Below are 13,661 nucleotides of genomic sequence, written 5' to 3'. Positions count from 1 at the left end.
CACCGCCGCTCCCCCCTGGTCTATGGCCGTCGCAGCAATGATGGCCATCCAGCTCTCCAACGCCATGTCGGTCACCGTTATCGGCCAGGTCGGCCCAGCAGGGACGGCATGGCTTCGGATGTGCTTTGGAGTGGTCTTTCTCTGGGTAATCAGCCGTCCGGCCATCCGCTCGCTGCGCCGCCATGACCTGCCGGCTTTGATCGCCCTGGGTGTCGTGACAGGTTTCATGACCACCTTCTTCCTCGCCGCCGTCGAGCGCATCCCGCTGGGGACCGCCGTCGCGATTGAATTCCTTGGCCCCCTCACGGTGGCCGGGATCATGAACAAACGCCGCAAGGCGTTGGTCTGGCCGCTCCTCGCCTTCATCGGCGTGGCGCTGCTGACTGAGCCATGGCATGGCGTCATCGACCTTGCCGGCGTGGGATTCGCTGTGGCTGCGGGTGCCTGCTGGGGCCTGTACAACGTGCTCACCCAACATGTGGGAGACCGGTTCTCCGGCATCAGCGGCTTGTCACTCACCATCCCGATTGCCGCTCTTGCCACCATGCCGGTCGGGTTGCCGCAGGTACTGGGCGGGTCACTCGACTGGTGGGTGCTGCCCCTGGCGGCCGGGATTGCCCTCATAACGCCGGTGATCGCGTTCGGCCTCGAAATGCTGGCGCTGCGGCGCATGACCCACACGGCCTTTGGAACGCTGCTTTCGATCGAGCCCGCATTCGGTGTCCTCATCGGGCTGCTTGTCCTCGCCCAGCAGCCGACACTCATGCAGGTGGCAGGGATAGCCCTGGTGGTTGTTGCCGGGACAGCCGCACAGCAAGGAGGCAAGCGCACACCCAAACCCGTACTGACAACGGATGTGCCGGCATCGCCAGCAGGGTCGTGAAGAAACAAGTCTTGTACTACAAGTACTCAGCTTGTATCTTAAGTAGCAGGCAAGGATGCCCCGCCCCTTAGGAGACCCAGTGAGTACCGTAGACCTCATCCGCCACGTCAAACTGTCCACGGCGCGACTGCCGCTCAGCGTTCCCATCAGCGACGCCAAGGTCTTCACCGGCAGACAGAAGCCGATGACGGAAGTAGTGTTCCTCTTCGCCGAGATCACCACGGAGCAGGGACACAGCGGCCTCGGTTTCAGCTACTCCAAGCGCGCCGGCGGGCCGGCCCAGTACGCCCACGCCAAGGAGGTCGCGGAGGGCATCATTGGCGAGGACCCCAACGACATCGGCAAGATCTACACCAAGCTCCTCTGGGCCGGCGCCTCGGTGGGAAGGTCAGGCGTGGCGACGCAGGCTCTCGCCGCGATAGACATTGCCCTCTACGACCTCAAAGCCAAGCGCGCCGGACTCCCGCTGGCCAAGCTGCTGGGGTCCTACCGCGATTCCGTCCAGACCTACAACACCTCCGGCGGCTTCCTCAACGCCACCCTGGCAGAGGTCAAGGAACGCGCCACGCAGTCAATCGACGACGGCATCGGCGGCATCAAGATCAAGGTGGGCCTGCCCGACTCCAAAGAAGACCTCCGCCGCGTGGCGGGAGTCCGCGAACACATTGGCTGGGACGTTCCGCTCATGGTCGACGCGAACCAACAGTGGGACCGGGCGACGGCGCTGCGGATGGGCCGCCAACTGGAGGAATTCAACCTCATCTGGATCGAAGAACCACTCGATGCCTATGACTTCGAGGGCCACGCCCACCTCGCACAGCTCCTGGACACGCCTATCGCCACCGGTGAGATGCTTGCCTCTGTCGCCGAGCACAAGGGCCTCATCAACGCCAACGGCTGCGACATCATCCAGCCGGACGCGCCGCGCGTCGGAGGCATTACCCAGTTCCTGCGCCTGGCAGCACTGGCCGACGAAAGAGGCCTGGGCCTGGCACCGCACTTTGCCATGGAGATCCACCTCCACCTGGCCGCCGCCTACCCGCGCGAGCCGTGGGTGGAACACTTCGATTGGCTGGACCCGCTGTTCGAGGAGCGGCTGGAGACGAAGAACGGTCGCATGATCGTCCCGGACCGTCCCGGACTCGGCGTCACGTTGAGCGAACAGGCCCGTGCGTGGACCACCGAAACCGTGGAGTTCGGCGCGTAATCTGGAACGCATGAGCCGAAACCTGACTGCGGATCTCGCCGCCGACCTCCGCAACCGCATTGTCGACGGCGTCATCCAACCGGGCGAGAAGCTCCCCAGCGAGAACACCCTCATCAGCGAATTCCGGGTGAGCCGAACCGTGGTCCGCTCCGCATTGACGCGGCTGCAGGCCGAGGGCCTTGTGGAAACCGAACGTGGGCGGGGCAGCTTTGCCCTGACTCCGCCCGCCGAAGGCCCGACCCAGGCACCGGGAACCCGGCCTGTGTCCAGCATGGAAGAACGGCTGCAGATGCTCGACTTCCGGATCGGCGTCGAAGCCGAGGCAGCTTCGCTTGCTGCCCGGAACCACAGCGAACGACAACTCAAGGCCGTCCACGGTGCCTTGGAACAATTCACTGCGAACGTTTCGCATCCGGCGCACGCCATGAAAGCTGATTTCGAGTTCCATCGTGCTGTGGCTGCGGCTTCAGGCAATCCCTTTTATACAGACTGCATCGCCGCCCTCGGCCAGACCATGATCACCATGCCCCGCCCACGCCTCGTCGCCGGGGATGACCGGGAAACCCGCGAACGCTTCGATCAAGTAGTCCACGAGCATTCCTCTATCTACGCAGCAATCGCGGACGGCGATCCCGTGGCTGCCGCGGCAGCCATGCGCCTTCACCTCAGCAACTCACGACGCCGGCTGGCAGGTTCCGCCCGCAACTAGCCTCGCGCGGGGCTGACCACAAAACAAAAGAGCCCCGGTCCTAAGACCGGGGCTCTTTCGATTGCGTGCGCGAGGGGGGATTTGAACCCCCACACCCTTTCGGATACTGGCACCTGAAGCCAGCGCGTCTGCCGTTCCGCCACTCGCGCGCAACTTCTTTTTCCGGACTTCCCTGGTCTCCCAGCTTCGTTTCCTTCAAAAGCAGCGAGATCAAGCATAACGGACATCCGGAGCAAAACACCAATCGGGCTGGGAGGCACCCTCCGGAAGGGCGGTGGACGGCCTGGAAACCGCAGAACTTCAAGGAATTTTCAACCCCTGCGAGCCCCGCCAGCAAGGGCCGCCGTCGAACTTTTCCGTGGCGCAAGGCGTTGTGGATTAAGGTCATTCCCAGTCAGTCCCAGTAGTATCGGGAAGAGGAAGGGCCGTGGGGCGCGCACTTTGGTGTGTGCACAGTCGGACCAATTGCAGGACTATCGGACAGGCACAGCAGGTGCCGCGGCAAGGAAAGGAGAAGGAACATGGGTTTGCTGGACAAAGTCGAGCGCGGCATTGAAAAGGCCGTCCGCAACGTCTTCTCCACGGGGTCGCGGGCACGGGTTGAGCCAGTGGAGATCGCGAGCAAGCTGAGGCGGGAACTGGACAATCAGTCCATCACCATCGCCGCCGGACGCACGCTGGCTCCCAACGTTTTTGATGTCCTGCTCAGCGATGAGGACTTCGCCCGGGCCCAGGAATGGGGAACGCCCCTCGCTGAGGAGCTGTGCGACGTCGTTATCCAACACGTTCGCAGCCAGGGCTATACGCTCCAAGGCGCGGTCAGGATCTCGTTCCGTCGCAATGAGGAGGAACGGGCCGGCCACTTCGAGATTGCTTCCCGGACCGAAAAGTCCTCCGGCGACGCAGCTCCCGCTCCGCAGCCTCCGCGGGCCAACGTTCCCGCGGCCCCCGCACGGCAGCCAATTCGCCTCCAGCCTGTCCTGGACATCAGCGGTCAGCGATACTCCCTCAATGCAGCCAGCGTGGTGCTCGGCCGCTCTTCTGAAGCCGACATCCTGGTGGACGACACCGGGGTTTCACGGAAGCATCTTGAGGTACGCACCGAGAACGGGAGCACGTGGGCTGTTGACCTCGGCTCCACGAATGGCAGTTACGTCAACGGACATAAGGTAAACGGCAGCGTGGAGCTCACAGACGGCTCAACCATCACGATGGGACGTACCAAGATTATTTTCCGCCTCCTCCCCCAAACCCCGGGTGGCCACGCGTGAACGATGTCAGCGAACTGACCATTACAGCGCTTCGTTTCGGCTTCCTCCTGTTGCTGTGGGTCCTGATCTTCAGCATTGTGTCCACCATGCGCCGCGACTTCCAGATCGGACGCAAGGCAGTGACCGGCGTTCCTACGGCACGTGAAGTCCGCAAGCATCCTGAACTGGCTGCCACACCACCGCCGGCCATCCAGCATGCCCGCAACCTGGTGGTCACTGAGGGTCCCCTCAAGGGCACCACGGTTCCCCTGGCGGCCAGCCCCATCCTGCTCGGACGCGCGCAGGAAGCCACCCTGGTCCTGGAGGATGACTACGCCTCCGGTCGGCATGCGCGTCTGTTCCCGCAGGGCAGCCGATGGTTCATTGAGGACCTCGGCTCTACGAACGGCACCTACCTGGCCGATCAGCAGCTCACTCGTGCGTTGCCGGTGGAGCTCGGTGTCCCCGTGAGAATCGGCAAGACGGTCATTGAATTGAGGCCATAGTCCATGGCCTCTTCTGAGACCCCCGAGGACAAGGAAAAGCCCGCGGAGCGCCCGCTGATCATGCGCTACGCGGCCCGTTCCGACGTCGGCCGGATCCGCTCCAAGAATGACGACTCCGCTTATGTGGGCCGCCATCTCGCTGTGGTCGCCGACGGCATGGGTGGGCACGCGGGCGGCGATGTCGCCTCCGCTTCGACGGTCCTGGACATGATCCACCTGGATCATGACGACTACCCTGAAGGCGCCGACACCGTCCTGGCGGACGAGATCCAAACCGCCAATTCACTGCTCTCAGAGCTCGTCCACCAGAATCCCAAGCTGTCAGGCATGGGTACGACGGTCACGGCGTTGCTCCTTGAGGACCGCAAGCTCCACTTCGCGCATATTGGCGATTCCCGCGCTTACCGCCTGCGCAACAAGAAGTTCGAGCAGATCAGCGTGGACCACACGTTCGTCCAGCGCCTGATCGATGAGGGACGCCTCCGTCCGGAGGAAGCCGAGACGCATCCCCATAAGAACGTCCTGATGCGCGTGCTTGGCGACGTTGACGCGAGCCCTGAGCTGGACTTGGACGTCCTGGACGTCGAACCCGGCGAACGCTGGCTGCTGTGCTCTGATGGCCTGAACTACGTAGCAGGGCACGTCGTGGAGCGCATGGTCCGCGAGACCAAGGACCTTCGCGAATGCGCCGAGATCCTCGTAGACCTCACGCTCGAAGCGGGCGCCCCGGACAACGTCACGGTTGTCATGTTGGAAATCGTCGAGGAGACGGTCGACGACGTCAACACGGCCGCCGTCGACGTCGTACCGGCCGCTGCGCTTGCCGCCGTCGATGAGCCTGAAGCGGTGACGGCCACCAAGTCCCCCGATGAGGTGCCGTCCGGAGATGCGGCCAAGGGCCCCTCGAAGTCGGAAGCTGACCGGAAGCCGGACGCAGGACCGGCTTCCGACGACGGCACCAGGACGAAGGAATCGGACGAGGCGGACGAAACGTCCGGGACTTCGGATTCCTCCACCGAACCGCCGGCGACCACCGATCCCCACCTCGGTGAGCATCTGTCAGCCGAAGTCCTGCGCGAGGAACTGGCCAGCCGCCCCCATGAGCTCGTTGGCGCCGCGGCAACGGCTGCTGAAACAGGCTCCATTCCTACCGTTGCCGGCCGCACGGTGGCCCGTCGCGCTGCCACAGTCCTGACGCACAAAGCAGAGCAGGACCGCGCGGAGGCCGAAGAGCCGCCAAGGCGTCGCATCCGTTGGTTGATGCCCGCCGTCGCCGCATTCCTGGTTCTGGGCGTCGTGGTCGGCCTGTGGCTTGGCTACGCCTGGACCCAGACACGCTATTACGTGGGTGAATACGATCAGCGTGTTGCCATCTTCAACGGCATCTCGCAAAGGCTCGGCCCAATTCAGCTTTCCCGATTGGAAGCCGTAACCGATGTCAGGGTGGATTCCTTGCCTGAGTATGGCCAGCAGAGCGTTCGCCAGACCGTTCCTGCCGGGGACCTCGACGACGCCCAGCTCATCGTGGAAAACCTGAAACAGTACGGCAGCGCATCGGCCAATTGCCCCAGCCCGACGCCAACCGGCACGGCGACTCCCACGCCGTCGCCGTCGGCTACGGCCACAGTGCCGGTACCCAGCACGGCAGCCGTTGCCAGCCCCACGCCATCTCCCGTTCCGACTCCCTGTGAGGGGGCAAAATGATCCAGACTGAAACCGCCCCCAAGCCCCGCCGGAACGTCGAGCTTCTGCTCATCGTGCTGGCACTTGCCGTTGGAATCGGCGCCAGCGCACTGGTCAGCCTCAACTCGGATCTGGGACTGGACAGCGACTTCTGGTTCCAATCGAGCCTGCTCGCCGTAGCGGCCTTTGCATTCCACGTGGTGCTCCGTCTCCGCGCTAAATATGCCGATCCGGTAATACTTCCCATAGTGGTGGCCCTGAATGGATTGGGCCTGGCCCTGATCCACCGCATGGACGGCCCTGGCGACGACACCGGCAACAACCAGCTCCGGTGGACGCTGATTGCCATGGCCGTTTCCATCGCCGTGATCTGGTTCCTCAAGGACCACCGCATCCTGCGCCGCTTCACCTACATCTCGTTGGCGGCCAGTGCATTGCTGCTGATTCTTCCTCTGGTGCCCGGCATCTCCGCCGGTGAGGTGCTCGGTGCCAGCGTCTGGATCCGCATCGGCCCCATGACTTTCCAGCCTGGTGAAATCGCCAAGATCACCCTGGCCATATTCTTCGCGGGTTATCTGTCGTCCAACCGGGACCTCATCCTCCTGGCCGGCCGGAAGATCGGTCCCATGCAGTTCCCCCGCTTCAAGGACCTGGGTCCGATGATCACCGCCTGGCTGGTGAGCATCGGCGTCCTGGTCTTCCAGCGCGACCTCGGATCGTCTGTCCTCTTCTTCGGCCTCTTTATCGTGATGATCTACGTGGCCACCAGCCGTATCTCCTGGGTCGTCATCGGCCTGGCCCTGATCCTCGGCGGCGGTTTCATCGCATCGAAGATCTTCTCCCACGTCGCGTTCAGGATCGACAGCTGGATCAACGCCTTCACCCCGGAGGTCTTCGGCAGGTCTCCCGGCGGCAGTGGACAGATTGTCCAGGGCCTGTTCGGCATGGCCGACGGCGGCCTGGTGGGAACAGGACTGGGACAGGGCCGCCCGGACCTGGTTCCGTTCGCAAACAGCGACATGATCGTGGCGCTCATCGGCGAAGAACTGGGCCTGATCGGCCTTTTCGCCGTGGTGATGCTCTATTTGCTGCTCTTCACCCGCGGTTTCCGCGCAGCCCTGGGAACGCGCGACGCCTTCGGAAAGCTCCTGGCGTGCGGCTTGTCGTTCGCGATCGCACTGCAGTGCTTCGTGGTCATCGGCGGCGTCACCCGGCTCATCCCGTTGACCGGCCTGACCACCCCGTTCCTGGCCGCCGGAGGTTCATCCCTGCTGGCCAACTGGATCATCGTCGGGCTGCTGCTCATGATCTCCAATACGGCCCGCGGACCGGTTGACACCACACCCATGGTCAACAAACCCCCGACCACCAGCTCCCACGGGACAGTCAAGACTCCAACAGGCCAGACACCAAGCGCACCAACTGAGGCGGTGAAGCATCAATGAACCAAGCGATTCGCAGCTCGTGGATGGCCGCCGTCGCCATGTTCGCGTTGATTTTCGGCGCCATCAGCTACGTCCAGGTCATTGGCGCGGACGACCTCAACGCCAATCCCTGGAACCAGCGCGCCATCCTCGCCACGTTCTGCAACGAACGCGGTGCCATCATCGTTGGCGGGAAACCGGTGGCAGAGTCCGTCCCCGGAACCGAGTCCTGCGCCTTCCAGCGTTCGTACCCCCAGCCGGAGCTTTATGCGGGCGTCACCGGCTTCTTCTCGAGGGGCTTCGGATCCACCGGGCTGGAGCAGTCGATGGGGGAAACCCTGGCGGGTAACTCGGACCAGTTATTCCTGGACCGCATCAGCCAGATGTTCCTGGGCAAGGAACCCAAGGGCGCTTCTGTGGAGCTGACCCTTGATCCTGCCATCCAGAAGCTGGCCTACGACCTCATTCCGGACGGCCAGCGGGGTTCCATCGTGGTCACCAACCCGAAGACGGGAGCCATCCTGGCGATGGTCTCCAAGCCGTCCTACGACCCCAACCTGATTGCCACCCACGACACTGCCGCTGCAGAGGCGAACATGGCCCAGCTGAACCAGATCCCGGGTATCAACCTGAACCAGAACGTCAGCGGTCCCACCGGAAACCTGCTCTCTCCCGGCTCGGTTTTCAAGCTCATTGACACGGCCGCGGCGTTGAACTCGGGCAAGTACAACAAGGACAGTGAGCTGCCGAACCCGAGCAGCCTCCCGCTTCCCGGTTCCAATGCCAGCCTTCCCAACTATGCCGGGGGCAACTGCAACGTCCGGGAGACGGCGTCGTTCGCCTTTGCCCTGGAGCAGTCCTGCAACACGCCGTTTGCCAGCATTGCCCTGGACCTCGGCCAGGACGCCATTCGTGAGCAGGCCGAGAAATTCGGTTTCGGTGAAACCTTCGGAGATCAGCTCAAGCTTCAGCAGGCCAAGAGCGTCTTCCCCAGGGACCTGGACCAGGCACAGCTCGCCCAGTCGTCCGTGGGCCAGCGCGACGTCAAAGCTACTCCGTTGCAGATCAACATGATGACGGCAGCCATCGCAAACGGCGGCGTGCAGATGAAGCCGAACCTGGTGCAGACAGTACGTGCTCCTGACCTGCGCGTCATCAGCGAAACAAAGCCTGAAGCACTCCGCACCAGCACCACGCAGCCGATCGCCGGCCAGATCACCGAATGGATGACCAGCGCAGTGGATAACGGCATTGCCAAGGGCGCAGCCGTTCCTGGCATCAAGGTGGCCGGCAAGACCGGCACGGCGGAACTCGGTGATTCAGGTTTGAACAACTCATGGTTTACCGGGTTCGCCCCGGCAAACGACCCGCAAGTAGCCGTCACCATTGTCATGGAACGTGTGGACGTGCTCAGCGGTGCCCAGCTAACCAGTCCGAACGCAAAGAAGATTTTTGAGGCGGTGTTGAATAAGTGAGGCCTACTTCGGGAATCACACTCGGCGGCAGGTTCCAGCTGACCAGTCGCATTGCGATTGGCGGCATGGGCGAGGTCTGGAAGGCCAAGGACCAGATCCTTGGCCGGATCGTGGCCATCAAGGTGCTCAAGGAGGAATACACGGGTGACCCCGGCTTCCTGCAGCGCTTCCGTGCCGAAGCGCGCCACACCGCCCTCCTCAACCACGTGGGCATCGCCAACGTGTTCGATTACGGCGAGGAAGCCGGCTCGGCATACCTGGTGATGGAGCTCGTGCCGGGCCACCCCCTGAGCGGCATCCTGGAGCGCGAACAGGTGCTGTCCCCGGACATGACGCTCTCCATCATTGCCCAGACAGCCCGGGCCCTTGCCGTGGCCCACGCGCAAGGCCTGGTTCACCGCGATATCAAGCCCGGCAACCTGCTCATCACACCGGACAACCGGGTAAAGGTCACCGACTTCGGCATCGCCCGCCTGGCGGACCAGGTTCCGCTGACGCAGACCGGCCAGGTCATGGGCACCGCCCAGTACCTGGCACCTGAGCAGGCAACCGGCCAGACAGCCACCGGGTCCTCGGATATCTACTCCCTGGGCGTCATCGGCTACGAATGCCTCACAGGTCACCGTCCGTTCTCCGGGGAATCGCAGATCGCCATCGCCTTGGCGCAGGTCAATGACGCACCGCCGCCCCTGCCGGAGACGCTGCCTACGCCCGTGCGTGCCCTCTTGATGTCCATGCTTGCCAAGGACCCCAAGAACCGGCCGGCCAACGCCATCAAGCTTGCCGAAGCAGCTGAAGCCATCCGTAACGGCGACATCGCCACGGCTCATGCCGCTGTGCCGGGAATGCTGTTGTTCGAAGACTCAACCGGCCCCATCACTGCGCCGGTCGACACCGCAACGGCACCCACCGGCGTCGTCGCCTCACCTTACGGCAAGGAGCAATCCTCGACGGCGACCTCCGCACTTCCGGTGCTGGGCGCCGGCGCCGCCGGAGCTGCCGTGGGAGCCGCTGCGGCATCCGCGGACAACCCACTGACACGAGCCAACGCCCTCGAGGCGGAACGGCAACTGAACGACGACGAAGAAGTCATCTACAGCGATGACGAACGCTACGACGATCAGGAACCGGAACGCAAGAAGCGCAGCCCCTGGACGTGGCCCCTTGTTGCGTTGATCCTCCTGGTCTTGTTCGCGCTGGTCGGTTTCCTGATTTCCCAGTCGGGATTCTTCTCGCCCACCCCTTCGCCGAGCCAGTCCAGTTCCGCGAGCCCGAGCCGCTCTGCCAGCCCGTCGTCCTCATCGACGTCGTCCTCGCCGACTCCTACGCCTACGGAAACCTCTGAAGCACCGTCGCCCACCCAGTCGACGCCGCAGAAGATCAACATCATCCCGGAGGAATTCCAGGGACAGCCGTTCGAGACGGTCAGTGCCAAGCTGCGTTCCCTCGGCCTCGGCGTCAACGGCCAGGAGGTCTTCGATCCGGCAACACCCGGGACGGTTCTCAGCCTCAACCCCACAGGTCCTGTTGACCCGGGGACCACCATCACGGTGACCTACTCAAAGGGACCCGAAATGGTTGCGGTCCCGAACATCGGTCAGGGAGTCTCCGAAACCCAGGTCCAGGGCGCCCTGCAGGGGGCAGGGCTTAAGTACGTGAGGGGCGAGGACGTCAACGGAAGCATCAGCCAGGGCCCGAACACGTTCGTGCGTTCCTCGCCTGCCGCCGGCACCGAGGTACCCGCAGGGTCCACGGTGACCTACTACTTGTCCAAGGAGCTCATCCCTACGGATCCGGTCACTCCCAGCGGCAACCCCAAGCCGTCCAGCTCTGCGTCCCCCACAGGCCGCTAAGCCACCATGTCTACGCCACGTCCCGGCCCCGCGCATCGAGAGGAGAGCACACCTGTGTCTTCACAGCGCATCCTCAATGGACGCTACGAACTCGGTGAGTTGATCGGTCGTGGCGGCATGGCTGACGTCTACAAGGGAACAGATACCCTCCTGGGCCGAACCATCGCCGTAAAGGTCCTGCGTGCCGACCTTGCCCGCGATCCCCAGTTCCAGGCCCGTTTCAAGCGTGAAGCCCAAGCCGTCGCGGCGCTTAACCACCCCTCCATCGTGGCTATTTTCGATACCGGAGAATATTCCGTTCCAGGTGGGCCCGGAGAGGATGTCCGCGTTCCGTACATCGTCATGGAGTTCGTCTCGGGCCGCACCCTGAGGGACATGATCAAGGCGAAGGAACTGGGCGTAGAGGACTCCGTCGGCTACACGCTGGGTGTCCTCTCAGCCCTGGAGTACAGCCACCGGGCAGGGATCGTGCACCGGGACATCAAGCCGGCCAATGTCATGGTGTGTGCGGATACCGGCGACGTCAAAGTCATGGATTTCGGAATCGCCCGGGCCATGGCAGATTCCGCGGCCACCATGACCCAAACACAGGCAGTCGTTGGCACCGCGCAGTACCTTTCCCCGGAACAAGCCCGGGGCGAAACCGTGGACGCCCGCAGCGACCTCTACTCGGCTGGATGCCTCCTGTACGAACTGCTGACCAGCAGGCCGCCGTTCGTTGGTGACAGCCCGGTGTCCGTCGCCTACCAGCACGTCCGGGAAACCCCGGAACTGCCCAGCACCCACAACCCGGATATCACAGAGGCGCTGGATTCCGTTTTGGTCAAGGCACTGCAGAAAAACCGTACTGACCGCTTCCAGGACGCAGCGGCCTTCCGTCGGGCCCTCCGGGCAGCCAGCAATGGCATTCCCGTGCCTGCACTCCCGGCAAGCGAAGCCCCCACAGATCCCAACGACCTCGTGGAACAGGAAGATCCCGCCACGCAGCTCCTGAGCACTACCGCCGTGGGGCTTTTGGACGTGGACCAGTTCAAGGACGAGACCTTGGACCACGAGCACGAGGAACCCCTTCCTTTGGGCCTCCCAGCGGAACGTGAGCGGCCCGCCCAGCAGAAGTCCCGGCGTCGAGCGTGGATCTCCACCCTGGTGATCTTCACTATCCTGGTACTGGCCGGCGGCGGGTTCTGGCTCTACAACCTCATGAACGCCAAGCCGGCCGAACCTGCACAGATCGAGGTTCCGGTGGTGGCCAACATGTCGGAATCCCAAGCGATCCAGAAGCTCTACTCGCTCAAGCTGGTACCGAAATCCGTACGCGAGCCAAGCGATACTGTGGCCAAGGACATGGCCATTGGCACCTCGCCCGCAGCGGGCGCAAAGGTGCCCCAGGACGGCGAAGTGATCCTCAAGGTCTCCAGCGGTCCGAGTTCGGTGACCATACCGGCGGATATCGTGGGCCGCACGGAAGCAAACGCGACCGACGCCCTGCGGGAACTTGGTATCACGGGCACCATCACCAGTGTCCGGACGCACAGCCCGACGGTACCCATGGGCCAGGTGATCAGCACAGCCCCGGCGCCGGGCGGACCCATAGCTACGTCCTCAAAGGTGGAACTGCAGATCTCATCGGGCAAGGTCCTGATGCCGCAACTCATTGGCCTGCCTGTGGCGGAGGCCGAAGCGGCGCTGAAGGCCAACGGCTTGACCATGCAGGTAGTGGAACAGGAAAACTCGCAGGTGGATCCGGGCAAGGTCACGGCACAAAGCGAGGTATTCAACAGCGAGGTAGATCAGGGCAAGTTGGTCACCGTTACTGTTGCGAAGGCTCCCGCGCCTGTCCCGACCCCGACCCCCACTCCAACACCCACAACGGACACGCCGACGCCGAAGCCTACGCCGACGACGACCAAGAAATAGCCTGCTGCCGGGGCGGATCCGCCGTCCCGCCGGGTAAGTCTTTACCGGCAGTTATTGCTTAATGAGCGGGCTCAGCTTGGAGGCACGTTCGGCGGCACCGGCCATGCCCAGGGATTCGAGCCAGTTCCCCAACATCTGGTACCCGCCCTCGGTGAGCACTGATTCCGGGTGGAACTGGACACCGCACAGGGGAGCGGTCCTGTGTTGAAGACCCATCACTACACCGTTCGTCGTCTCCGCTGTGACCTCCAGGACGTCCGGTATGGAGGCACGAACCGCCGCCAGTGAGTGGTACCGCGTTGCCGTGACGGGCGAGGGCAGGCCGACGAAGACGCTTTTGCCTTCATGCCGCACGGGCGATGTCTTGCCATGCATGAGTTCCGGCGCGTGGGTCACCACTCCGCCGTAGGCCTCAGCGAGGGCCTGGTGTCCCAAGCAGACACCGAACATGGGTTTGGAGGCCTCACCGCACCACTTGATCAGCTCAATGCACACGCCGGCTTCTGCAGGGGTCCCGGGTCCGGGGGAAACCAATACGCCGTCCCGCGTTGCGGCCAGTTCGATGGCTTCGGCAAGCGTGACGTCGTCGTTACGGACGACCGTTGTTTCCGCACCCAGTTCCTGAAGGTAGCCCACCAGTGTGTAGACGAAGCTGTCGTAGTTATCTATTACCAAAATCTTTGTTGTGCTCATGGCTGCTGCACTAAACCAATCGTTGAGTCAGTCAATGTGGTGAATTGGGAAAACCAGGGGA

11 protein-coding genes and 1 tRNA gene are annotated in these 13,661 nt (G+C 63.3%); 10 read left to right on the top strand and 2 right to left on the bottom strand.

The features are described 5' to 3' along the window. Window positions 1–22 precede the first annotated feature (22 nt). From ACNAOU_RS00180 to ACNAOU_RS00170, 3 genes are all read left to right on the top strand, one after another. Window positions 23–883: an EamA family transporter gene (locus ACNAOU_RS00180; RefSeq protein ID WP_422758703.1), complete on the top strand. Its 861-nt coding sequence runs from the start codon at window positions 23–25 to the stop codon at window positions 881–883. A gap of 79 nt (window positions 884–962) precedes the next feature. Continuing rightward, entirely contained in the window at window positions 963–2,090 is a 1,128-nt protein-coding gene (locus tag ACNAOU_RS00175; protein ID WP_039239022.1) for an L-talarate/galactarate dehydratase, read from the top strand. A 10-nt stretch (window positions 2,091–2,100) separates the two neighbouring features. After that, window positions 2,101–2,799 (top strand): FadR/GntR family transcriptional regulator, encoded by a 699-nt coding sequence (locus ACNAOU_RS00170; RefSeq protein WP_422757768.1) that lies wholly within the window; start codon window positions 2,101–2,103, stop codon window positions 2,797–2,799. 66 nt (window positions 2,800–2,865) lie between these two features. Here the strand turns inward: ACNAOU_RS00170 and ACNAOU_RS00165 are convergent. Further along, window positions 2,866–2,948, bottom strand: a tRNA-Leu gene (locus tag ACNAOU_RS00165). Between the two features lie 372 nt (window positions 2,949–3,320). Here ACNAOU_RS00165 and ACNAOU_RS00160 point away from each other — a divergent pair. Genes ACNAOU_RS00160 through pknB form a run of 7 tightly spaced genes read left to right on the top strand, consistent with a single transcriptional unit; the run spans window position 3,321 to window position 12,907 of the window. Next, a complete protein-coding gene (locus tag ACNAOU_RS00160) occupies window positions 3,321–4,070 on the top strand; it encodes an FhaA domain-containing protein (RefSeq protein ID WP_039239012.1) in 750 nt (249 codons plus the stop codon). Continuing rightward, a complete protein-coding gene (locus tag ACNAOU_RS00155; RefSeq protein ID WP_018778452.1) occupies window positions 4,067–4,555 on the top strand; it encodes an FHA domain-containing protein FhaB/FipA in 489 nt (162 codons plus the stop codon). The genes ACNAOU_RS00160 and ACNAOU_RS00155 overlap by 4 nt, the downstream gene beginning before the upstream one ends. Window positions 4,556–4,558: 3 nt before the next feature. Beyond that, window positions 4,559–6,259 carry a protein phosphatase 2C domain-containing protein gene (locus tag ACNAOU_RS00150; RefSeq protein WP_422757767.1) on the top strand — a complete coding sequence of 567 codons (1,701 nt, stop codon included), beginning with the start codon at window positions 4,559–4,561 and terminating at the stop codon, window positions 6,257–6,259. After that, window positions 6,256–7,683 carry an FtsW/RodA/SpoVE family cell cycle protein gene (locus ACNAOU_RS00145; protein WP_018778454.1) on the top strand — a complete coding sequence of 476 codons (1,428 nt, stop codon included), beginning with the start codon at window positions 6,256–6,258 and terminating at the stop codon, window positions 7,681–7,683. The genes ACNAOU_RS00150 and ACNAOU_RS00145 overlap by 4 nt, the downstream gene beginning before the upstream one ends. Further along, window positions 7,680–9,137, top strand: a complete 1,458-nt coding sequence (locus ACNAOU_RS00140; RefSeq protein ID WP_026267267.1) for a penicillin-binding transpeptidase domain-containing protein — start codon at window positions 7,680–7,682, stop codon at window positions 9,135–9,137. The genes ACNAOU_RS00145 and ACNAOU_RS00140 overlap by 4 nt, the downstream gene beginning before the upstream one ends. Further along, window positions 9,134–10,990: a protein kinase domain-containing protein gene (locus ACNAOU_RS00135; RefSeq protein WP_422757766.1), complete on the top strand. Its 1,857-nt coding sequence runs from the start codon at window positions 9,134–9,136 to the stop codon at window positions 10,988–10,990. The genes ACNAOU_RS00140 and ACNAOU_RS00135 overlap by 4 nt, the downstream gene beginning before the upstream one ends. Before the next feature lie 6 nt (window positions 10,991–10,996). Beyond that, window positions 10,997–12,907, top strand: a complete 1,911-nt coding sequence (gene pknB / locus ACNAOU_RS00130) for a Stk1 family PASTA domain-containing Ser/Thr kinase (RefSeq protein ID WP_064722337.1) — start codon at window positions 10,997–10,999, stop codon at window positions 12,905–12,907. 51 nt (window positions 12,908–12,958) lie between these two features. Here the strand turns inward: pknB and ACNAOU_RS00125 are convergent, their stop codons facing one another. After that, window positions 12,959–13,600, bottom strand: coding sequence for an aminodeoxychorismate/anthranilate synthase component II (locus ACNAOU_RS00125; protein WP_018778458.1), 642 nt, complete (start codon window positions 13,598–13,600; stop codon window positions 12,959–12,961). Between the last annotated feature and the right edge of the window lie 61 nt (window positions 13,601–13,661).

It is taken from the genome of Paenarthrobacter sp. C1 (assembly GCF_049315185.1).
Lineage (GTDB): Bacteria > Actinomycetota > Actinomycetes > Actinomycetales > Micrococcaceae > Arthrobacter > Arthrobacter nicotinovorans.
Note: the sequence above shows the minus strand (reverse complement) of the source record. Positions and strands in the feature narration are given on the sequence as shown.

What these genes read in the sequence shown, in the direction of transcription:
- ACNAOU_RS00170 (WP_422757768.1), top strand. Translation starts at nt 2,101, where the DNA reads ATGAGCCGAAACCTGACTGCGGATCTCGCCGCCGACCTCCGCAACCGC.
- ACNAOU_RS00125 (WP_018778458.1), bottom strand. Translation starts at nt 13,600, where the DNA reads ATGAGCACAACAAAGATTTTGGTAATAGATAACTACGACAGCTTCGTC.
- ACNAOU_RS00145 (WP_018778454.1), top strand. Translation starts at nt 6,256, where the DNA reads ATGATCCAGACTGAAACCGCCCCCAAGCCCCGCCGGAACGTCGAGCTT.
- ACNAOU_RS00160 (WP_039239012.1), top strand. Translation starts at nt 3,321, where the DNA reads ATGGGTTTGCTGGACAAAGTCGAGCGCGGCATTGAAAAGGCCGTCCGC.
- ACNAOU_RS00150 (WP_422757767.1), top strand. Translation starts at nt 4,559, where the DNA reads ATGGCCTCTTCTGAGACCCCCGAGGACAAGGAAAAGCCCGCGGAGCGC.
- pknB (WP_064722337.1), top strand. Translation starts at nt 10,997, where the DNA reads ATGTCTACGCCACGTCCCGGCCCCGCGCATCGAGAGGAGAGCACACCT.
- ACNAOU_RS00140 (WP_026267267.1), top strand. Translation starts at nt 7,680, where the DNA reads ATGAACCAAGCGATTCGCAGCTCGTGGATGGCCGCCGTCGCCATGTTC.
- ACNAOU_RS00180 (WP_422758703.1), top strand. Translation starts at nt 23, where the DNA reads ATGGCCGTCGCAGCAATGATGGCCATCCAGCTCTCCAACGCCATGTCG.